Source organism: Roseivivax isoporae LMG 25204 (assembly GCF_000521865.1).
Lineage (GTDB): Bacteria > Pseudomonadota > Alphaproteobacteria > Rhodobacterales > Rhodobacteraceae > Roseivivax > Roseivivax isoporae.
Window position 1 is genome coordinate 43,750 of the sequence record NZ_JAME01000006.1, and the last position, 18,782, is coordinate 62,531.

The 18,782-nt window shown below is 71.7% G+C and carries 21 protein-coding genes; 14 read left to right on the forward strand and 7 right to left on the reverse strand.

All coding sequences use genetic code 11. The features are described 5' to 3' along the window. Positions 1-2: 2 nt before the first annotated feature. Entirely contained in the window at positions 3-374 is a 372-nt protein-coding gene (locus RISW2_RS05230; protein ID WP_043767548.1) for a hypothetical protein, read from the reverse strand. A gap of 119 nt (positions 375-493) precedes the next feature. Between RISW2_RS05230 and RISW2_RS05235 the strand changes: the two genes are divergently transcribed. From RISW2_RS05235 to dtd, 3 genes are all read left to right on the forward strand, one after another. Further along, the gene (locus RISW2_RS05235) at positions 494-1,627 is read left to right on the forward strand and encodes a TFIIB-type zinc ribbon-containing protein (protein WP_043767550.1); all 1,134 of its coding nucleotides are present in this window, start codon (positions 494-496) and stop codon (positions 1,625-1,627) included. A 76-nt stretch (positions 1,628-1,703) separates the two neighbouring features. Further along, a complete protein-coding gene (locus tag RISW2_RS05240) occupies positions 1,704-2,606 on the forward strand; it encodes a carbohydrate kinase family protein (protein ID WP_043767553.1) in 903 nt (300 codons plus the stop codon). After that, positions 2,603-3,046 carry a D-aminoacyl-tRNA deacylase gene (gene dtd, locus RISW2_RS05245; RefSeq protein ID WP_043767555.1) on the forward strand — a complete coding sequence of 148 codons (444 nt, stop codon included), beginning with the start codon at positions 2,603-2,605 and terminating at the stop codon, positions 3,044-3,046. The genes RISW2_RS05240 and dtd overlap by 4 nt, the downstream gene beginning before the upstream one ends. Before the next feature lie 7 nt (positions 3,047-3,053). Here the strand turns inward: dtd and RISW2_RS05250 are convergent, their stop codons facing one another. Both RISW2_RS05250 and RISW2_RS05255 read right to left on the reverse strand, forming a co-directional pair. Then, positions 3,054-3,755, reverse strand: a complete 702-nt coding sequence (locus RISW2_RS05250) for a GntR family transcriptional regulator (RefSeq protein WP_043767910.1) — start codon at positions 3,753-3,755, stop codon at positions 3,054-3,056. 104 nt (positions 3,756-3,859) lie between these two features. Then, positions 3,860-4,588: a Crp/Fnr family transcriptional regulator gene (locus tag RISW2_RS05255; RefSeq protein WP_043767557.1), complete on the reverse strand. Its 729-nt coding sequence runs from the start codon at positions 4,586-4,588 to the stop codon at positions 3,860-3,862. A gap of 63 nt (positions 4,589-4,651) precedes the next feature. On the opposite strand from RISW2_RS05255, the gene RISW2_RS05260 reads away from it, so the two are divergent. Then, positions 4,652-5,068: a hypothetical protein gene (locus RISW2_RS05260; RefSeq protein ID WP_156943783.1), complete on the forward strand. Its 417-nt coding sequence runs from the start codon at positions 4,652-4,654 to the stop codon at positions 5,066-5,068. Between the two features lie 107 nt (positions 5,069-5,175). Here the strand turns inward: RISW2_RS05260 and RISW2_RS05265 are convergent, their stop codons facing one another. Together RISW2_RS05265 and RISW2_RS05270 are read right to left on the reverse strand one after the other, a co-directional pair. Continuing rightward, entirely contained in the window at positions 5,176-5,628 is a 453-nt protein-coding gene (locus tag RISW2_RS05265; RefSeq protein WP_043767563.1) for an NUDIX hydrolase, read from the reverse strand. A gap of 145 nt (positions 5,629-5,773) precedes the next feature. Further along, positions 5,774-6,403, reverse strand: a complete 630-nt coding sequence (locus RISW2_RS05270) for a hypothetical protein (protein WP_043767566.1) — start codon at positions 6,401-6,403, stop codon at positions 5,774-5,776. A gap of 122 nt (positions 6,404-6,525) precedes the next feature. Here RISW2_RS05270 and RISW2_RS23430 point away from each other — a divergent pair, with 122 nt between their 5' ends. The 9 genes from RISW2_RS23430 to RISW2_RS05315 all read left to right on the forward strand — a co-directional run bounded on the left by RISW2_RS23430 (position 6,526) and on the right by RISW2_RS05315 (position 15,745). After that, entirely contained in the window at positions 6,526-7,299 is a 774-nt protein-coding gene (locus RISW2_RS23430; RefSeq protein ID WP_051491815.1) for a GntR family transcriptional regulator, read from the forward strand. Beyond that, entirely contained in the window at positions 7,278-8,795 is a 1,518-nt protein-coding gene (locus RISW2_RS05280; protein WP_043767569.1) for an ABC transporter substrate-binding protein, read from the forward strand. Before RISW2_RS23430 ends, RISW2_RS05280 begins: the two co-directional genes overlap by 22 nt. A 72-nt stretch (positions 8,796-8,867) precedes the next feature. After that, positions 8,868-9,797, forward strand: coding sequence for an ABC transporter permease (locus RISW2_RS05285; RefSeq protein ID WP_043767572.1), 930 nt, complete (start codon positions 8,868-8,870; stop codon positions 9,795-9,797). Continuing rightward, entirely contained in the window at positions 9,794-10,633 is an 840-nt protein-coding gene (locus tag RISW2_RS05290) for an ABC transporter permease (RefSeq protein ID WP_043767576.1), read from the forward strand. Before RISW2_RS05285 ends, RISW2_RS05290 begins: the two co-directional genes overlap by 4 nt. 10 nt (positions 10,634-10,643) lie before the next feature. Continuing rightward, positions 10,644-11,429: an SDR family NAD(P)-dependent oxidoreductase gene (locus tag RISW2_RS05295; RefSeq protein WP_043767580.1), complete on the forward strand. Its 786-nt coding sequence runs from the start codon at positions 10,644-10,646 to the stop codon at positions 11,427-11,429. Next, positions 11,426-12,286: a polysaccharide deacetylase family protein gene (locus RISW2_RS05300; RefSeq protein WP_043767583.1), complete on the forward strand. Its 861-nt coding sequence runs from the start codon at positions 11,426-11,428 to the stop codon at positions 12,284-12,286. Before RISW2_RS05295 ends, RISW2_RS05300 begins: the two co-directional genes overlap by 4 nt. Then, positions 12,283-13,818 (forward strand): gamma-glutamyltransferase, encoded by a 1,536-nt coding sequence (locus RISW2_RS05305; protein WP_211238667.1) that lies wholly within the window; start codon positions 12,283-12,285, stop codon positions 13,816-13,818. Before RISW2_RS05300 ends, RISW2_RS05305 begins: the two co-directional genes overlap by 4 nt. Beyond that, a complete protein-coding gene (locus RISW2_RS05310; protein WP_043767586.1) occupies positions 13,815-14,777 on the forward strand; it encodes an ABC transporter ATP-binding protein in 963 nt (320 codons plus the stop codon). Before RISW2_RS05305 ends, RISW2_RS05310 begins: the two co-directional genes overlap by 4 nt. Further along, complete coding sequence (locus tag RISW2_RS05315) at positions 14,774-15,745, forward strand: ABC transporter ATP-binding protein (protein ID WP_043767588.1); 972 nt, start codon at positions 14,774-14,776, stop codon at positions 15,743-15,745. The genes RISW2_RS05310 and RISW2_RS05315 overlap by 4 nt, the downstream gene beginning before the upstream one ends. Here the strand turns inward: RISW2_RS05315 and cueR are convergent. Next, positions 15,709-16,125 (reverse strand): Cu(I)-responsive transcriptional regulator, encoded by a 417-nt coding sequence (gene cueR, locus RISW2_RS05320; RefSeq protein WP_043767592.1) that lies wholly within the window; start codon positions 16,123-16,125, stop codon positions 15,709-15,711. The genes RISW2_RS05315 and cueR overlap by 37 nt on opposite strands. Before the next feature lie 76 nt (positions 16,126-16,201). Further along, positions 16,202-16,672 (reverse strand): DUF3429 family protein, encoded by a 471-nt coding sequence (locus RISW2_RS05325; protein ID WP_043767596.1) that lies wholly within the window; start codon positions 16,670-16,672, stop codon positions 16,202-16,204. A gap of 127 nt (positions 16,673-16,799) precedes the next feature. Between RISW2_RS05325 and RISW2_RS05330 the strand changes: the two genes are divergently transcribed. Then, the gene (locus RISW2_RS05330; RefSeq protein WP_043767600.1) at positions 16,800-18,782 is read left to right on the forward strand and encodes a copper amine oxidase; all 1,983 of its coding nucleotides are present in this window, start codon (positions 16,800-16,802) and stop codon (positions 18,780-18,782) included.

An 18,782-nucleotide genomic window follows, 5' to 3' on the forward strand; every position in this document is an offset into this window, starting at 1 on the left:
CTTCAGGAGCTGACGGCCGCCGCACGCAGCGCCGCGAGGCGCGCGTGCAGCTCGCGCGTGCGGGCGCCGAACGTGCCCGCTGCCATCGCCTCGAGCGCGCGGCGGCGCTCGCCCCGGGCGATGAGCCCCGCGATGCGGTCCGCCTCGCGCGCATAGGAGGCGCCGAGCGGACCGAGAAGCGGCGCCACCGGGTCCGTCCGCGTATCCGCGCGCAGCGCCTCCGCAAGGGCGGCGAGCCGTCGCGCGGTCTCTGCCCCGAGGCCCGGATCGGCACAGGTGCCGTCCCCGATCGCCGCCGCGCGCAGCGCCTGCGCGCACGCACCCTCGGCGTCGAGCGCGCGGGCGATCAGTGCCTGCAGGTCGTGCCCTTTCATCCGCGGCCCCCCGCCTCATCCCGGCCGCCCGAGGCTATGCGCTGCCCGGGGTGAAGATGGCGTAAAGCGGCGGCACGATTCCGTCTTGAGTCCCCCCGCGCGCCGCCTAGGCTGCGCCCATGACAGCCACGCCCCCACCACCGCCCCCGCCGCCCGGCGCAGACGGAAGCCCCGTCGAGGAACACCGCTTTCCCTGCGATCAGTGCGGCGCCGACCTGCGCTACGATCCCGCCGCCGCGGAGCTGCGCTGCGCCCATTGCGGCCATGCCGAGGCCGTGGCGCCGCGCGGGCCGTGGGAAGGGGGACTGCGCGAGCTCGATTTCCGCGCGGCGCTCGACAACCTGCTGCCGCTGCAGGACATGGAGATCACGCGCGTCTCGTCCTGCCCGAATTGCGGGGCGCAGGTGGAATTCGATCCCGCGAGCCATGCCGCGGAATGTCCGTTCTGCGCCACGCCGGTCGTGACCGACACGGGCGAGAACCGCCATATCAAGCCGCGCGGCCTCCTGCCCTTCGCCATCGGCGAGGAGGAGGCGCGGCAGGCCGTGTCGACCTGGCTCGGCACGCTCTGGTTCGCGCCGAACGGGCTCAAGGACTATGCCCGCAAGGGGCGGCGGATGCAGGGCATCTACGTGCCCTACTGGACGTTCGACGCCGACACGGCCTCGCGCTACACGGGGCAGCGCGGGACGGTCTACTACGAGACGCGCACGGTGGTCCGGGACGGCAAGCCGCAGACGATCCAGGTCCAGAAGGTGCGCTGGACGCCGGTCTCGGGGCGCGTGGCGCGGTTCTTCGACGACGTGCTGGTGCTCGCCTCGCAATCGCTGCCGAAGACCTACACCGACGCCCTGCCCCCGTGGGACCTGACGCGGCTCGAACCCTACCGGCCGGAATACGTCGCGGGGTTCCGCGCCGAGGCCTACACGGTGGAGCTCGACGCGGGCTTCGCCGAGGCGCGCGCGGTCATGGACCGCCAGATCGAGCGCGACGTGAAGTTCGACATCGGCGGGGACCGCCAGCGGGTCGGCCGCGTCGACACCGACGTGCGCGACGTGACCTTCAAGCACGTGCTGCTGCCGGTCTGGCTCGCCGCCTACAAGTTCCGCGGCGAGACCTACCGCATCGTGCTGAACGGGCAGACCGGCCGCGTCCAGGGCGAGCGGCCGTGGTCGGCGTGGAAGATCGCGCTCGCCGTTTTGGCCGGCCTCGTGGTGGCCGCCATCGTGGGCTACGTCGCCGCGCGGTCCTGACCTTGGTCGCCACCTTGCGCGGGGCGGGCTTGGGCGGCATGGTCTCGCGCACCGGCCGATCAGAAGGAGGGGACACGTGATCCTGTGCTGCGGCGAGAGCCTCATCGACATGCTGCCGCGCGAGAGCGCCGCGGGCGAACCCGCCTTCGCGCCCTACGCGGGCGGCGCCGTCTTCAACACCGCGATCGCGCTCGGGCGCCTCGGCGCGCCGTCGGGCTTTTTCGGCGGCGTGTCGAACGACCTCTTCGGGCAGATGCTGGCCTCGGGGCTGGAACAGTCGCGGGTCGACACCCGCCACTGCGCGCGCAGCGACCGGCCGACGACGCTTGCCTTCGTGACGCTTACCGACGGGCACGCGCAATACGCCTTCTACGACGAGAACACGGCCGGTCGGATGCTCGATCCGGCGGACCTGCCGATCCTGGGCGACGAGGTCGCGGCCCTGTTCTTCGGGGGCATCTCGCTTGTCTCCGAACCCGCCGCCGATACCTATGCCGCGCTGGCCGAACGCGAGGCCGGCCGGCGGGTCGTGATGATCGACCCGAACGTGCGGCCGGGCTTCATACGCGATGCGGCCCGGTACCGCGCGCGGCTGTCGGCGATGCTTGGCCGCGCCGACATCGTCAAGGTGTCGGACGAGGACATGTCCTGGCTCGACGTCACGCCCGAAAGCCTGATCTCGGGCGGCGCGGCGCTCGTCCTCGTGACGCGCGGGGCCGAGGGCGCGGACATGGCCACCGCCGCCGGCACGACGCGGATCCCGGCCGAGTCCGCGACGGTGGTCGACACGGTGGGCGCGGGAGACACGTTCAACGCGGGCCTGCTCTGCGGGCTCTGGCGCGACGGGCTCCTGACCCGCGAGGCGCTCCGCGCGGCCCATCCCGCCGCGCTCGAGCCCGCGGTGCGCCTGGGGGGCCGGGCCGCCGCCGTCACCGTCAGCCGCGCCGGCGCGAACCCGCCCTGGGATCACGAGCTGTGAGGGCGCTTCTCCAGCGGGTGACCGAGGCGTCGGTGCGCGTCGACGGCGCCGTGCTGGGCGAGGTCGGCCCGGGCCTCCTGATCCTCGTCTGCGCCATGGAGGGCGACACCGAGGCGGAGGCCGAGAAGCTCGCCCAGCGCATCGCGCGGCTGCGCATCTTTGCCGACGCGGCCGGCAAGATGAACCTTTCGGTGAAGGACGCGGGCGGCGCCGCGCTGGTTGTCAGCCAGTTCACGCTCGCCGCCGACACCTCGCGCGGCAACCGGCCCGGGTTTTCGGCCGCCGCGGCGCCCGACGAGGGCCGGCGGCTTTACGAGCATGTCGCGGCCCGGCTGCAAGCGGAGGGGATCGAGGTCGCCACCGGCCGGTTCGGCGCCGACATGAAGGTGCACCTCGTCAACGACGGTCCCGTGACCATCTGGCTCGACACCGCCGCCTGAACGCGGCTCAGCCGTGGCGCGAGACGTAGACCGCGACCGAGGTGTCGATCCAGTTCAGCGACAGCTCCGCCTCGCGGCCGTCCTGCGCCCAGCCGCGGCGCTCGGCGACGAGCGCGGTGGCGCCCGGCCGAACGCCGAACGTCGCCGGCGCCCAGTGCGGCACCGCGCCGACCGCCAGCCGGTCCTCGACCCGCGTGATCCAGAGGTCGAGCCGTTCGCGGTAGAAGAGGTAGAGCGATTCCGACAGGTCGTCGGGATCGATGCCGTCCGCGAAGGCGCCGTCGAGCCAGATCTCCTCGAGCACAGCGGGCTGGCGGTTGAGCGAGCGCAGCCGGCGGATGCGGTAGGCGCGGTCCGCGGCGCCGAACGGCGCGGGTGCGGCCGATTTCGGGCAGGCGTCGAATGACAGGAGATCCGCGCGCGGAAGGCCGCCGCCGCCGATCAGCTCCACCCGGAAGAAGGCGTAGACCGACTTGGCATCGGAGCGCGCGCGCACGTAGTTGCCCGAGCCCTGCCGCCGTTCCAGCATGCCCTTGTCGGTGAGGTCCGCCAGCGCCTTGCGCAGCGTGCCGACCGAGGTGCCGAGCGACGCCGCCATGTCGCGCTCGGGCGGCAGGCGCTCGCCCTCGGAATAGCGGCCCGCCTTGATCTCGCGGATGAGCATCTCGCTCAACTGGATGTAGAGCGGCAGGGCGTGGCGGTCGGACATGAAGGCGCGTTCCGGATGCGTCGGGCGATCCACGCACCTTCGACGCAACGGGCGTCCCGCGCAACCGGGCGGGCGGACCCCGCCCGCGGGGCGTGGCGGCGCGCCTACATCAGCGGACGGGTCTGCGGCAGCCGCGATTCGACAAGCCCCATCTCTTCCAGCTGGTGGATGTCGTTGACGGTGAGCCGCCCGTCGTTCCACGTGGCCACCTGCCGCTCGCGCAGCCGGGCCAGCGTCTTGTTGGTGTGCACGAGCGAGAGCCCCAGCGCGTCCGCGAGGTCCTGCTGGCGATAGGGCAGCGGCACCGATTTCGTGTCGTCGAGCTTCAGCGCCTCGAGCCGGCGATAGATCCGCGCGAGTGCCCAGCACAGGCTCTCGAGGGCGGATTTCTGTCCGATCGCGGTCAATGCCTCGCCCAGGAACCGCTCCTCGGACGCGGCGAGCCAGGTCAGGTCGTAGGCCCGGGCGGGCAGGTTCCGGAACAGCGACCAGATCTGGTTGCGGTTGAACACGCACAGCGTCATGGCGGTCGTCGCCTCGACGTGGTGCGTCATCTGGTGCATCACGCCGGACTGGAGCCCGATCAGGTCACCGGGAAAGATGAAGCTCAGAACCTGCCGCCGTCCGTCTGGCAGGAGATTGTAGCGCAGCCCGAAGCCGCGCAGCGCGGTGAAGAGTTGCGGGGAACTCGCGCCCGCGGACAGAAGCGGCGTGCCGGGCTGGACCTGCATTTCGCCGACCTTGAACCCCTCCATGAAGGCGAGTTCGGAATCCGTCATCTGCTGGAAGAGCGGAAGTCCGCGTATCGGGCAATTTCTGCATTTGATAGACATTAATGCCCTTCCGGTATGTCACAGTTTAATGCGCGGATCTTCGGAACGTTCCATGGGTGGTCCATGGAAACACATCTGATTCCCGAAGGAGTCTCGCCCATTTCCCGACCGGAAGCCGAGCGACGCTATGTCGTGCTGAGCGACGACAGTTTCGTCGGACAGGACGCGGCACACAGCATCGGTGACATCGATCCCGGTGCGTCGGTCGTGTTCTGCCGCACGCTGGACGACGCCGTCGACGCGGTCGCGGCACCGCGGCCGCTGACGGCGCTGTTCATGCTGTCGCCGCGCAAGCCGCTCGCGGGGAATCCGCTGCTGCCGCTGCTGCGCGCACGGGATGCGGCGCTCGTCGTGCTGACCTCGAACCGGACGTTCGAGATCCCCGAGGGCGAGGACGTGGTTCTGGACGAGATGCCGTTCTCGGCCCAGAGCATCCGGGCATTGGTTTCGAAAGTGCGGACCGGCCGGCCGCAAGGCTGAGGGGCCACTCGCGGTCGGTCGCACGCGCTTTTGGAGCGCAAGGGTCGCATCCCGCCGGTGCGGCCCTTGTCGTTTCCGGACCCAAGTTCCGCCACGGCCTGACGCCGTCAGAGCAGGTCCTGCAGCCAGGGCTGGCTGCCGGGCTTGCAGCTGTCGAGTTTCGCCAGGAGCTGCGCCAGCTCGGGTTCGTCGACCCGGCGCGCCGCTGCGCGGGGCCGAAACCAGCACCGCTTGCGCTGTCCGCGTTCCTTCCAGTTGCGCTTCAGCTTGTCCACGACCATCGGGTAGAGGCGGACGCGGCACGGCAGCACCTTGCCGTCGTCCAGCACCTTTCCGTAGACGTATTCGCCGATCGGCACCTTCGCGATGGTGCCCTTGGCGCCCGCCTCTTCCAGCGCCTCGATGGCGGCGGCGTCCCACGGTTTCTTGCCGTCCATCTCCCAGCCCTTGGGCATCACCCAGCGGCCGGTGTCCCGGGAGGTGACCATGAGCACGCGCAGTATGCCCGATCCGTCCACGCGGACCGGCAATGCCGCGATCTGCGCCCCCGGGCAGCTCATGTCCTTGAACCTTGTCTGAAATGACATGCGTCTCGAAATGCCTGTTCTTGTCCCGCCGTGTTCCCGCCCACGGAAAGGTCGTTCGGACCGGAGGGTATTATCTGGAGGTTAAGGTAAGGCTTCGTCACCCGATGACAAAAATGTTTTACCCAGCGTCAGGCGCCCAGCCCCGGAGGGCGTAGCCTGCCTGCAACGCCGCGACCGTCGGGGCCGGTGTCAGGACGCGCACCGTTCCCCCGGGCCGCGGGATTGCGACGTAGCCCTCGGGCGTCCAGCGCAGGCAGCGGCCGTCGTGCAGGGTCGCGGGCGCCCCCTCCACGTCCTCGAAGAACGCGCCGTCGGGCAGAGCATCCAGCCGCGCCGCGTGCGTCACCTGCCGCCGCGAGCGGGGATCGACACGGGCGGCATGCATCACGCGGTCGAGGTCGCCCGCCCCGGGCGCGGGTCCGAGCGCGGGATCGGCGGCGGCCATGGCGTCTCGGAACCGAAGGTAGTCGATCCGCCGGCACTCGCCGCAGGGCCGGTGGCCCGCGGCGAGCGCCACCGCCTCGTCGGTGAAGAACAGCTCGGTGTAGCTGCCCGGCGCCATGATCCTGCGCCGCCTGCCCTTGAAGTCGAGCAGGCAGGCGACCCAGGCGTGGTGCCGCCACCGCGCCCTGCCGAGCGTGCCGTCCGGCCCGTGCAGGATGCCGCGATTGCCCATGACCGTGCCGCGCGCGGCGTGCGCGACGATCTCGCCGTGCGGCGTCACGCGGTTCCGTCGTGGTTCGCCCATTGGCGCCTCCCTCTCTCCCCTGCTGCAAACGCACGCAGACCACGCGCGGATCCCGCGCCCGGACTGACATCTCAGGTTCGCAGCCTTGACATGTCAGACGGCACGCTAAACCCTGCCTCATCATGTTCGATCCGCAATCGCCCTTCACGCCGACGGCGCCCGGCCCCGAGCCGATGCAGGACTTCGCCTACCGCCGGCTGCGGGACGCGATCATGTGCTGCGACCTGGCCCCGGGCGCGACGCTCTCCGAGGGCGCGCTGGCCGCGCGCTTCTCGCTCGGCCGCGCGGCGGTGCGCAGCGCGCTCGCGCGGCTGTCCGAGAGCGGCATCATCGAGGCCGCGGCGCGGCGCGGCTGGCAGGTCGCGCCCGTGACGGGGGCCGAGCTGCGCCGGATCGTCGCCGCGCGGCTCAGGATCGAGCCGGCCCTCGCCCATGTCCCCCTCGACCCCGAGGAGGCGGCGTTGCTGCAGGGCCGCGACGCGCTCGTCCGGCGCAGCTTCGACGCGGGCGACCGGGCGGCGGCGCACGCGGCCGCACGCCAGCTCCGCGACACGCTCGCCGCACGGCTCGACAATCCCTTTCTCGCCCGCGCGCTCGCCGATCTCTGGGACCGCGGCGCGCGCATCCTTGCGCTCGGCCCTGCCAGCCCGCCGGTCCCGCTCGCGCCGCTTTTCGCGGCGCTCGCACGCCGCGACGCGGGCGCGGCAGAGACGGCGATCGCCGCGCAGATCGAGAGCTTCCGGGCAACGGCGACCGACATCCTTCTGGATGCGGCGCGGGTCGCGCCACCCGCTCCCGGCCCGCGGCGTGGCAACGCCGGCAGACCGGACCACGTTGAACCGACAACAGACCGGACCGACAGAGGAGACAGACCATGCCCGGAACACTGGGACTGAGGCAGGCCACCGCTGCGGCGGCGCTTGCGATCGCGGCGCTCGTCGCGCCCCTGCCGGCGTCCGCGGCCCCGCCCGAGACGCTGGTGATCGACATCGTGAACGAGCCCTCGTCGCTCGATCCGCACATGCAGTGGAACCCGGACAGCTACTACGTCTACCGCAACATCTTCGACAACCTGCTGACCCGGACCGACGAGGGCGAGATCGCGCCGCAGATCGCGACCGAATGGACCTACGTCTCGGACACCGAGATCGCCTTCACCATCCGTGACGACGTGACCTTCCACGACGGGACCGCGCTCACGCCCGAGGACGTGGTGTTCTCGGTCGAGCGCATCACCGATCCCGAGTTCGGCTCGCCGCAGCTCGGCCAGTTCTCGTCCATCACCGGGGCCGAGGTCACCGGCGACAACGAGGTCACGCTGACCACCGAGACGCCCTATCCCGCGCTGCTCGCGCAGCTCGTGAAGCTGTCCATCGTGCCCAAGGCGCACGTGGAGGAGGTCGGCACCGAGGCGTTCAACCTCGCGCCGGTGGGCTCGGGCCCCTACGCCTTCGACGAGTGGCAGCGCGGCGTGCAGGTCACGCTGACCCGCAACGATGCCTATTGGGGCGACACCGCGCCCTTCGCCGCGGCCGAGTTCCGCGCCGTGCCCGACGCGGCGACGCGGGTCGCCAACCTGCAGGCGGGCCAGTCGCATCTGGTCGTGTCGCTCGATCCAGATCTCGCGCTGCAGCTGCAGGGCGCCGCGGGGGTCGAGGTGCGCGACGTGCTGACCGAACGGGTGGGCTACCTCAACCTCAACGCGCAGAAGCCCGGCCTCGACGATGTCGAGCTGCGCCGCGCCGTCGCCATGGCGATCGACAAGGAACTGATCGTCGAGGGCCTGCTCGGCGGCTTCGACGCGCCGATCGACAGCATGATCACCGAGGTGCACGCGGGCTACGGCGGCGGCGTCGAGGGCGTGCCCTACGATCCCGAGGCGGCGCGCGAGATCATCGAGGGCCTGGGCGAGGCCGCGGACCGCGAGTTCTCCTTTGCCACCTCGCCGGTCTTCGACCAGCGCATCGTGCAGGCGCTGCAGCAGATGCTGACCGACGTGGGCCTCGACGTGTCGATCGAGATGACCGACATGTCCACCTACCTCTCCAAGGTGCGCTCGGCGCCCGCGGACGCTCCCGACATGAGCTTCGGCCGCTGGTCCTGCGCCTGCCAGGACGCCGACGGCGTGCTCTATCCGCTGCTCGACTCGGATTCGTCCTGGTCCAAGACCCGCGACGAGACCTTCGACCGCCTGCTGAGCGAAGCGCGCAACACGCTCGACGAGACGGAGCGGCAGGAGCTCTACCATCAGGTCAACGAGCGCGTGGCGGAGCTCGTGCCCTTCGTGCCGCTCTACCGCGCGGCGATCCTCTACGGCGCCGACGCGAACCTCGTCTGGCAGCCGACGCCGAACGAGAGCATGTTCCTGAACCGCATGGACTGGTCCGAGTGACCATTGCGGGGCCGGCCCGCCCGGCCCCGTTCCCCCCACCGCGCCACCGCCGAGACGGAGCCTTCGACCGCCATGGCCGCCTTCCTTGCCGCGCGCCTCTTCCAGGCGATGATTGCCCTCTGGGGCGTCGCGACGCTCGTCTTCTTCCTCGCGCGGATGACGGGCGACCCGGTGCTGCTGCTCGCGCCCGAGAACGCCACCGAGGCCGACCTGCAGCAGCTGCGTGTCAGCCTCGGCTTCGACCGGCCGCTGCCGGTGCAGTACGCCGATTTCCTCGCAGGCCTCGTGCAGGGCGATCTGGGCCGGTCCGTGGCGCAGGGCGTGCCGGTGGCCGACATCATCGCCGCGCGCCTGCCCTACACGCTGTGGCTCGCCGGCGGCGCGCTGGTCGTGGCGCTCGGACTCGGCCTGCCCGCGGGCATCTACATGGGCGTCCGGCGGCAGAGCCGCGGCGCCAAGGCGCTGATGGCGCTCGTCTATGCCGGCCAGTCGCTGCCCACGTTCTGGAGCGGCATCCTCCTGATCCTCGTCTTCGGCATCACCCTCGGCTGGCTGCCGACCTCGGGCGCACGATCGGTCTCCTCCATGATCCTGCCTTCCGTCGCGCTCGGCCTTCTGTCCATGGCGACCTTCGCGCGGATCGCGCGGACCTCGATCCTCGACGAGATGCCCAAGCTCTATGTCCGCGCAGCCCGCGCCCGCGGCCTCGGGGCGCGCGCGACGGTCGTGCGCCACGTGCTGCGGAACGGCGCGATCCCGGTGATCTCGGTCGCGGCGCTCGAGATCGCGAACCTCCTGGCCGGGGCCGTCATCGTCGAGACGGTCTTCGCCTGGCCGGGGCTGGGGCTCCTGACGGTGCAGTCGATCAACGCGCGCGACTTTCCCGTCGTGCAGGGCGTCGTGCTGCTCGGCGCCGCGGCGGCGATCCTGCTCAACCTGGTGGCGGACCTTCTCTACAGCGCGGTCGATCCGCGCATCCGGCTCGGGGGACGGGCCACATGATCGCGCGCACCCTACCCCGCCCGCGCCCCGCGCTCTGGCCCTTCATCCCGATCCTCGCGGGCTTCGTGCTCGTGGCGGTCTTCGCGCCGCTGATCGCGCCGCACGACCCCGACGCGCAGAACCTGCTCGGCCGGCTGAAGGCGCCCGGGACCACGGCGCGCGACACCTTCTACCTGCTCGGCTCGGACGAACTCGGGCGGGACCTCTTGTCGCGCATCGTCCACGGTGCGCGCATCTCTCTGGCGGTCGCCATCGCCTCGGTCGTGGCGTCGGGCATCATCGGCACCGCGCTCGGGATGGTCGCGGCGCTGCGCGGCGGCTGGACCGGCACGATCATCATGCGGGTCGTGGACATCGTGCTGTCGATCCCGCCGATCCTGCTTGCGATCATCACGGTCGCGGTGCTGGGACCGGGCATCGTCAACGTGGTCGTCGTCCTGGCGCTCACCCGCTGGCCGCGCTACGCCCGCGTCGCCTACGGCCAGACCCTGTCGGTCGTGACCATGCCCTACCTGCGCATCGCGCGCTTCACAGGGGCGGGGCCGGTGCGGCTGCTGTGGCGTCACGTGCTGCCCAACATCATCGGCCCGATCATCGTCGTCGCGACGCTCGAATTCGGGCTCATGGTGCTGTTCGAGGCGGGCCTGTCCTTCCTCGGCCTCGGCGTGCAGCCGCCCACCCCGTCCTGGGGGTCGATCCTGTCCACCGGGCGCAACTACGTGTCGACCGCGTGGTGGATCGCGACCTTCCCGGGCCTGTGCCTGTTCCTGCTGGTGCTATCGGTGAACGTCATCGGCGACACCCTGCGCGACCGCGTCGACCGCGGATCGGATTGAGGAGAGCTGAATGAACTACGAAGGCGAATTCGACGGCAAGTGCGCCGTCATCACCGGGGCGGCCGGCATCTACGGCCGCTGGATGGCCGAGGCCTTCGCGGCCGAGGGCATGCGCCTGCTCCTGTCCGATGCCGACGCGGCCGGGCTCGACGCCTTCGCGGCCACGCTGCCCAACAGACCCGAGACCATCGTGACGGACCTGACCCGCGATGCCGACCTCGAGGCGCTCCTGTCGCGGGCCGAGGCCCTGTTCGGCGCGCCCGACATTCTCGTGAACAATGCCGGCGTCTTCCCGTCCGGCTGGCTTCTCGACATCGACCTTGCCGAATGGGACCGCATCATGGGCGTGAACCTGCGGGCGGTCTTCGCGCTGACCCGCGGCACCGCGCGGCAGATGATCGCCGCCGGAAAGGGCGGGTCAGTGATCAACGTCTCCTCGGGCGCCTCGCGCAAGATGCGCACCACGGTCGTGCCCTACTGTACGTCCAAGACCGCCCTCGACCGGCTGACCAAGGGTTTCGCGCTGGAACTCGCGCGCTTCGGCATCCGCGTGAACGCGCTGGAGCCGGGCTTTGCGCCCGGCAGCGCCGCGAGCCCGCTGACCGATGCCCATGTTGAGGCGACGACCGCGGGCATCCCGCTCGGCCGGCAGAGCGGGCCCGCGGACGCACCCGGCGCCGCGCTCTGGCTCGCCTCTCAGGCCGCGTCCTACGTGACCGGCGCGACGCTCGCGGTCGACGGCGGCAATTCCATCGGCACGAGCGCCGTCTTCCAGGACAAGAAGGAGCCGCTGTGACCGACTACGCCTGGCCCGGGGGGCGCCGGTCCGCCGCCTGTTTCAGCGTCGACGTGGACGCCGAGAGCCCCTATCTCTGGCAGCACCGCAAGGGGCTGCCGCGCACCATCGCGACCGTCGAGGCGCGCCGCTTCGGCGTGCGCACAGGCCTCTGGCGGCTGCTCGACATGCTCGACCGCGTGAAGGTGCGCGGCTCGTTCTTCGTGCCGGGCGTCGTCGCCGACCTGCACCCAGAGGTGCTGCCGGCGCTCGTCGAACGCGGCCACGAGGTGGGCCTGCACGGCTGGCTGCACGAACTCGTGGCCGAAACCGACATCGACACCTTCCGCCGCGCGCTCGACCGGTCCCTCGCCCTGTTCGAGGCGCAGACCGGCCGGCCGCCACGCGGCTTCCGCTCTCCCGCGTGGGAGATGACGGCCGAGATGATCGCGGCGCTGAAGGACCGCGACATCGCGTGGGACAGCTCGCTCAGCGGCTTCGACCACCCCTACGAGATCGACGGGATCACGGAGGTCCCGATCCAGTGGCTGACCGACGACGCCATCTACTTCAAGTTCATGGGCGGCGGCGCCGACAAGTGGCCGCCGGTGCCCGCCCGCCAGATCGGCGAGGCCTGGCGAGACGAGTGGGATGCCGGCCGGCACTACGGCGCACTCTTCATGCAGACCGTGCATCCATGGATCTCGGGCCGGGCGAGCCGCGTCGCCATGCTGGAACGTCTCTGGGAAGAGATCGCCGAGGCGGGGGACGTCTGGATCGCCACCGCAGGGCAGATCGCGGACTGGCATGCCGAGACCGGCCATGTGGGCCACCGCCCGGTCTCTGCGGACCTCCGCCCGCTCGAGGCGCGGCTGTGAGCGTCTGGCGCACGGAGAAGCGCGCGGCGCACGGCCCCCGCGGCATGGTCGCCTGCCAGCACTGGCGCGCGGCCGAGGCCGGCGCGGCCGCCCTCGCGGCCGGCGGGAACGCGGTCGACGCGGCCGTCACCGCGGCGCTGACGCTGTCGGTGGTCGAGCCCTGGCTGTCGGGCCTGGGCGGCGGCGGCTTCATGGTCCGCATGGACCGCGACGGCGCGGCGCAGGTCCTCGACTTCAACGTCGCCTCGGGCAGCCGGGTCGATCCGGCGGACTACCCGCCCGCGGGCGGGCGCGACGGCGACTGGTTCGACTGGCCGGCGGTCGTGGACGACCGCAACCTGCGCGGCTGGACGTCGGTCTGCGTGCCGGGCGCGGTCGCGGGCCTCGCCGAAGCGCTCGAGCGCTTCGGCTCGCTCACCTTTGCCGAGGCGCTGGCGCCCGCCATCGCGGAGGCCGAGCACGGGCTCAGGGTCGACTGGTACACCGCGCTCTGCCTTGCCATCGACGCGCCGAACCTCGCGCGCTGTCCCGATGCCGCGGCGCTCTTTCTCGAGGACGGCCGCGCGCCCGCGCTGCCCGAAGGCACGGCCGAGATCGCGCGCCCCTGGCCCGCGAAGGCCGCGCTGCTGAAGCGGCTGGCAGAGGCCGGACCGCGCGACTTCTACGAGGGCGAGAGCGCGGCGCTGCTCCTCGCGGACCTTGCCGAAGGCGGTGCGCCGATCGAGGCCGCCGACCTCGCCGCCTACAGGCCCGCCTGGCGCGCGCCGCTCGGCGCGCGCTACCGCGATCTCGACCTCGCGCTGGTGCCGGGCGCAAGCGGCGGTCCGGCCCTCGCCGACGCGCTCGGGCGGATGACGACGTCGATCGTCCCCGGCGGCGCCGCCGACGGCGCGCACATGGCCGCCTGCGCCGACGCGATCCGCGCGGCCTACGAGGTGCGGCTCCGCACCCAGCCCCATGGCGGGCAGAGCTGCACGACCCATATCAGCGCGGTCGACGCTGACGGCACGTTCGTGTCGCTGACCAACACGCTCCTGTCGCGCTTCGGCGCAAAGGTCGTGTCGGGCCGCACCGGCCTGCCGCTGAACAACGGCATGATGTGGTTCGACCCGCGCCCCGGCACACCCAACGCCATCGCGCCGGGCACCCGGCCGCTGGCCAACATGTGTCCGCTCGTCGCGGCGCGGGACGGCACGCCGGTGCTGGCGCTCGGCGCGGCGGGCGGTCGGCAGATTTTCCCGGCCATCGCGCAGATCCTGTCCTATCTCGCCGATGTGGGCATGGACCTCGAGACGGCGTTCCATGCCCCGCGCATCGACGCGTCCTCGCCGCTCGTCGCCGTGCCCGACACCGCGCCGGCCGATGCCGCGGGCCGCATCGCGCGCAGCCACAAGGTGGCGGTGGTGGCCGACACGCTCTACCCGGTCCGCTTCTCGGTGCCCTCGGCGGTGATGCGCGCCGAGGGCGGGAGCGTCGGCATGGCGCACCCGAACCATCCCTGGTCCGCGGCCGTGGCGGAGCCTGCGCGATGAGCCCGCTTCTCGCCATCGAGGACCTCACCGTCGAGATCCGCGGCGCGCCCGTGGTCGACGGCGTGAGCCTGTCCATCGCGGCGGGCGAGACGCTCGCGCTCGTGGGCGAATCGGGCTGCGGCAAGAGCATGACCGCCATGGCGATCCTCGGCCTCGCGCCCGAGGCCGCCGCGCCGCGCGCCGCCCGCGCCACGCTCGACGGCCACGCGATCGACCCCGCGCGGCCCGACCGCATGGACGGGCTGCGCGGGCGCGTCGTCTCGACGATCTTCCAGGAACCGGTGCTGTCGCTCGACCCGACCATGCGCATCGGCGCGCAGGTGATGGAGGCGCTGCGCCTGCACGATCCCATGCCGCGCGCGGCCGCCGCCGAGCGGGTCGCCGCGATGCTCGCCGACGTGGGGATTCCCGATCCCCGGCTCCGGATGCGGCAGTACCCGCACGAGCTGTCGGGGGGCATGTGCCAGCGCGTGATGATCGCCATGGCGCTGATCACCCGGCCGCGGCTCCTGATCGCGGACGAGCCGACGACGGCGCTCGACGTCACCACGCAGGCGCAGATCCTCGACCTGATCGCGCGGCTCCGGGACGAGACCGGCACCGCGGTCCTGCTCATCACCCACGACATGGGGGTGGTGGCCGAGGTCGCGGACCGCGTCGCCGTGATGTATGCCGGCCGTATCGTCGAGCAGGCGCCGGCGGCCACGCTGTTCGCGCGCCAGCGGCACCCCTACACGGCGCTGCTGCTCCGGACGATCCCGCGCCTCGACGGCCCGCGCAAGACCGCCCTGCCGGCGATCCCCGGGGCGGTTCCCGCGCCCGCCGACTGGCCGCAGGGTTGCCGCTTCGCCCCCCGCTGCCCGCTCGCCATCGACACGTGCCGCGCCGAATCGCCGCCATTCGCGGAGGTGGCTCCCGGACATGCCGCCGCCTGCTGGCGCAGCGAGGAGGTGACATGACCGAACCGCTTCTCGACGTGCGGGACCTGCACGTGCACTTCCCGATCCGCGAGGGCGCGCTGCGCCGCGTGACCCGCCATGTCCGCGCGGTCGACGGCGTGTCGCTGACCGTGGGCCGCGGCGAGATCCTGGGCCTCGTCGGCGAATCGGGCTGCGGGAAATCCACCGCCGGCGCCGCCGTCCTCGGGATGCAGGCACCGACCTCGGGCAGCGTGCGGTTCGACGGCCGCGACGTGGCCGAGATGCCCGCGCGCGAGATCGCGCGCCGCATGAGCGTGGTGTTCCAGGACCCAACCGCGGCGCTCAACCCCCGCATGAGCATCGGCGACAGCATCGGCGAGCCGCTGGCGATCCACCGCACCGGGTCAGCGCGGGCGCGCGCCGACCGCGTGGCCGAACTCATGTCGCTCGTGGGGCTCGACCGCAGCATGGCCGGCCGCCGGCCCGGTGCGCTCTCGGGCGGGCAGCGGCAGCGCGTCGTCATCGCGCGGGCGCTGGCGCTCGATCCGGACCTCGTCGTCCTCGACGAGGCGGTGTCGGCCCTCGACGTGTCGATCCAGAGCCAGATCCTGAACCTGCTCCTCGACCTGCAGGCGCGGCTGAACCTTTCCTACCTCTTCATCAGCCACGACCTGTCGGTGATCCGCCACGTGACCGACCGCGTCGCGGTCATGTATCTCGGGCGCATCGTCGAAGAGGCGGCGGCGGAGGACCTCTTTGCCGCTCCGCGCCATCCCTATACCGCCGCGCTCCTGAGCGCCGTGCCGCGGCCGGAACCCGGCCGCCGCAGCGGGCGCGTGGTGCTGCCGGGCGATGCGGGCGCGGACATGACGGGCGGCTGCCGCTTCGCGCCCCGCTGCCCCGTCGCCCGCCCCGATTGTCGCGACAACGACCCCGCGCTCGTCGGCGGCGCGCATCGGGCCGCGTGCTTTTACCCGGACGAGCTGTCGCCGGACCCCGGAGACTGACCGGCGAGCCCTTCGAGGATCGGGCAGTCGGGCCGGTCGTCGCCGTGACAGCGGTCCACCAGCTGCTGCAGCGTCTCGCGCATGGCGCGCAGTTCGTCGATCTTGCGGTCGATGTCGGCGAGGTGCGCATGCGCGACGCGCTTGACGTCGGCGCTGGCCCGCCCGCGATCGTCGTAGAGCGACAGGAGCGTGCGGCACTCCTCGATGGAAAAGCCGAGGGACCGCGCGCGCCCGAGGAACGACAGCACATGCGCGTCGCGCGTGCTGAACGCCCGGTACCCGTTGGCTGCGCGTGCCGGCGCGACGAGCCCGATCTCCTCGTAGTAGCGGATCGTCTTCGACGGCAGCCCGCTGGCCGCCGCGGCTTCCTTGATGTTCATGGCCGTCCTTCCGGATGTGGCGCCCGGTTGCGGGACGATCCTACCCGATGGGCCACATGGTGGGGAACCGCGCGATTCAGCCCGTCGCCGCCCAGCACGCGGCGACGGCCAAGGCGGCGACGCCCATCTGCGCGGGCCTGAGCCGTGCGAAGTAGTGCGGAGCGGCGCCGCTGCGCGCAGCCAGCGGATCGGCCACGGCGAGCGCCGCGAGCGCCAGGCTCCCGAGCGGCAGCGCCCAGTCGGGCGGCAGCACGAGGATCGCGGCCCCGCTCAAGAAGAGCACCGCGAAGGTGACGAGCTGCGCGGCCCGCGGTCCGCCTTCGGTGCGAAAGCTGAGGCCCCGGCGCACCCCAGAGAGGAAGATCAGGATCGCCCCCGCCCAGAGACGCGCGGCTTCGCGCGCAAGACCGGGCCAGGGCTCGCCGGCCCCCCAGGCGATGCCGGCCAAGGCCGCGAAGGGCAGCATGGCCCCCCAGCCGAGGACGAGCCCGTCCCAGGGGATGCGCGGGGTCTCGGTCAGGACGATGCGGCGGGTCGTGCGGGGCATCACGTGGACGAAGCCCTCGAGGCCCCGCCCCGGTTCCGCGCAGCCGCGCCCGCGGATGCAACTTTCCGTTTACGCAGGCCATCCCCCGCAGCTAGCGTTCCCCCGAGGGATACCGAGGGAGGACAGGATGCCGGTTCCGAAAACATCACACCTTGCCTGCGCGGCGGCGCTTCTTTGTGCCGCGTCGGCGGGGGCGCACCCGCTCGACGGGCTGACCGCGGAAGAGATGACCGCGACGCGCACCATCCTGGCCGAAGCCGGGCACGTGACCGAAGAAAGCCGCTGGCCGCTGATCGAGCTCTACGAGCCCGAGAAGGACTTCGTCCTCGAGTGGCAGGAGGGCACGCCCGAGCGCCGGCAGGTGCGCGTCAACGTCACCACCGCGGAGGGCACGTTCCGCGGTCTCGTCGATCTCGATTCGGGCAGCGTTGTGGAATGGGCCCCGGCCGAGGGGCAGTCGATGCTGCTGCTCGAGGAATTCGTGGGCGCGATGGAGCTTGCGCTCTCGCATCCCGACTTCATCGCGGGGCTCGAGGCGCGCGGCGTCACGCCCGACGACGTGTTCTGCCTGCCGCTGACCGCGGGCGCCTTCGGCGATCCCGACGAGGAGGGGCGCCGCTTGATGAAGGTGCCCTGCTATCTCCTGCCCGAGCAATCGAACTGGTATGCCCGGCCGATCGAGGGGCTCTATGCCACCGTCGACCTGACCGGCGGCGAGGTGGTCGAGGTCATCGACACGGGCGTGGTGCCGATCCCCGAGGACCCCTGGGGCTACACCACCGAAGAGATCGGCGCGCGGGACGACATGGAGCTGCGCGAGAGCGTGACGCGCGCGGGCCTCGCGCAGGAGGGCGCGGGCAACGTCACCGTGGACGGCAGCCGGGTCACGTGGGACATGTGGTCGTTCCGCTGGCGCATCGACAAGCGCCCGGGGGTCGTGCTGTCGGACATCCGCGCCGATGGGCGCGAGGTGCTCTACCAGGCGCACCTCTCCGAGGTCTTCGTGCCCTACATGGACCCGTCCGAAGGCTGGTACTGGCGGACCTACATGGATTCGGGCGAATACGGCTTCGGCATCTTCCTGTCGCCGCTGCGCGCGGGCGTCGACTGTCCCGCCTACGCGACCTACCTGCCGGCGCTCGTTCACGCAGATGACGGCACCCCGCTCGAGATCCCCGACGCGGTCTGCATCTTCGAGCGGCAGGTCGGCGATCCGGCCTGGCGGCATTTCGAGGTCTTCGCCCAGGGGCCAGAGACCTTTACCCCGACCGAGGGCCGGCCGGCGACGGAACTGGTGGTGCGTTCGGCGTCGGAGGTGGGGAACTACGACTACCTGATCGACTACCGCTTCGACCAGTCCGGGCGCATTCACATCGCCGTGGGCTCCACCGGGCTCGACGCGGTCAAGGGGGTGGCGGCGACGTCGATCACCGATCCGACCGCGGCGGAGGACACCGCCCACGGCACCCTGATCGCGCCGAACCTCGTGGCGCCGAACCACGACCACTTCTTCAACTTCCGGCTCGATTTCGACATCGACGGCACCGCGAACAGCTTCATGCGGACCGGGATCGTGCCGGCCGAGGCGCCCGCGGACATCCCGCGCCGCACGCTCTGGGTGACCGAGCACGACATGCCCATGACCGAGGGAGAGGCCAAGTACCGCATCACTCCCGAGACGCCGGCCATGTACCACGTGGGCAACATGAACGAGACCCGCAAGCTCGGCCATCATCCGAGCTACATGATCAATCCGGGGAACTCGGTCGCCTACAGCCCGCTCGACGTGACCATGGACCCGCCGGCCATGCGCAACCCCTACATCGCGCATACCCTCTACGTGACGCCCTATGACCGCGACCAGCGCTATGCGGGGGGCGAATACGCCTTCCAGGGCGACGGATCGGACAGCCTGCTCGCGTGGATGGAGGAGGACCGCTCTATCGCCGACACCGACATCGTGGCGTGGTACACGATGGGCTTCCACCACATCCCGCGGATGGAGGACTGGCCCGTCATGCCGCTCATGTGGAAGTCGATCACGCTCGCGCCGTTCAACTTCTTCGACCACAACCCGGCGATCACCGTCCCGCTCGACGCGGAGGAGTGA

Bases quoted from the DNA above. Each gene is read 5' to 3' on its own strand.
- RISW2_RS05285 (WP_043767572.1), top strand. From the start codon at position 8,868: ATGGCCGCCTTCCTTGCCGCGCGCCTCTTCCAGGCGATGATTGCCCTC.
- RISW2_RS05250 (WP_043767910.1), bottom strand. From the start codon at position 3,755: ATGTCCGACCGCCACGCCCTGCCGCTCTACATCCAGTTGAGCGAGATG.
- cueR (WP_043767592.1), bottom strand. From the start codon at position 16,125: ATGAACATCAAGGAAGCCGCGGCGGCCAGCGGGCTGCCGTCGAAGACG.
- RISW2_RS05260 (WP_156943783.1), top strand. From the start codon at position 4,652: ATGGAAACACATCTGATTCCCGAAGGAGTCTCGCCCATTTCCCGACCG.
- RISW2_RS05290 (WP_043767576.1), top strand. From the start codon at position 9,794: ATGATCGCGCGCACCCTACCCCGCCCGCGCCCCGCGCTCTGGCCCTTC.
- RISW2_RS05310 (WP_043767586.1), top strand. From the start codon at position 13,815: ATGAGCCCGCTTCTCGCCATCGAGGACCTCACCGTCGAGATCCGCGGC.
- RISW2_RS05330 (WP_043767600.1), top strand. From the start codon at position 16,800: ATGCCGGTTCCGAAAACATCACACCTTGCCTGCGCGGCGGCGCTTCTT.
- RISW2_RS05230 (WP_043767548.1), bottom strand. From the start codon at position 374: ATGAAAGGGCACGACCTGCAGGCACTGATCGCCCGCGCGCTCGACGCC.
- RISW2_RS05255 (WP_043767557.1), bottom strand. From the start codon at position 4,588: ATGTCTATCAAATGCAGAAATTGCCCGATACGCGGACTTCCGCTCTTC.
- RISW2_RS05295 (WP_043767580.1), top strand. From the start codon at position 10,644: ATGAACTACGAAGGCGAATTCGACGGCAAGTGCGCCGTCATCACCGGG.
- RISW2_RS05315 (WP_043767588.1), top strand. From the start codon at position 14,774: ATGACCGAACCGCTTCTCGACGTGCGGGACCTGCACGTGCACTTCCCG.
- RISW2_RS05270 (WP_043767566.1), bottom strand. From the start codon at position 6,403: ATGGGCGAACCACGACGGAACCGCGTGACGCCGCACGGCGAGATCGTC.
- RISW2_RS05235 (WP_043767550.1), top strand. From the start codon at position 494: ATGACAGCCACGCCCCCACCACCGCCCCCGCCGCCCGGCGCAGACGGA.
- RISW2_RS05265 (WP_043767563.1), bottom strand. From the start codon at position 5,628: ATGAGCTGCCCGGGGGCGCAGATCGCGGCATTGCCGGTCCGCGTGGAC.
- RISW2_RS05325 (WP_043767596.1), bottom strand. From the start codon at position 16,672: ATGCCCCGCACGACCCGCCGCATCGTCCTGACCGAGACCCCGCGCATC.
- RISW2_RS23430 (WP_051491815.1), top strand. From the start codon at position 6,526: ATGTTCGATCCGCAATCGCCCTTCACGCCGACGGCGCCCGGCCCCGAG.
- RISW2_RS05280 (WP_043767569.1), top strand. From the start codon at position 7,278: ATGCCCGGAACACTGGGACTGAGGCAGGCCACCGCTGCGGCGGCGCTT.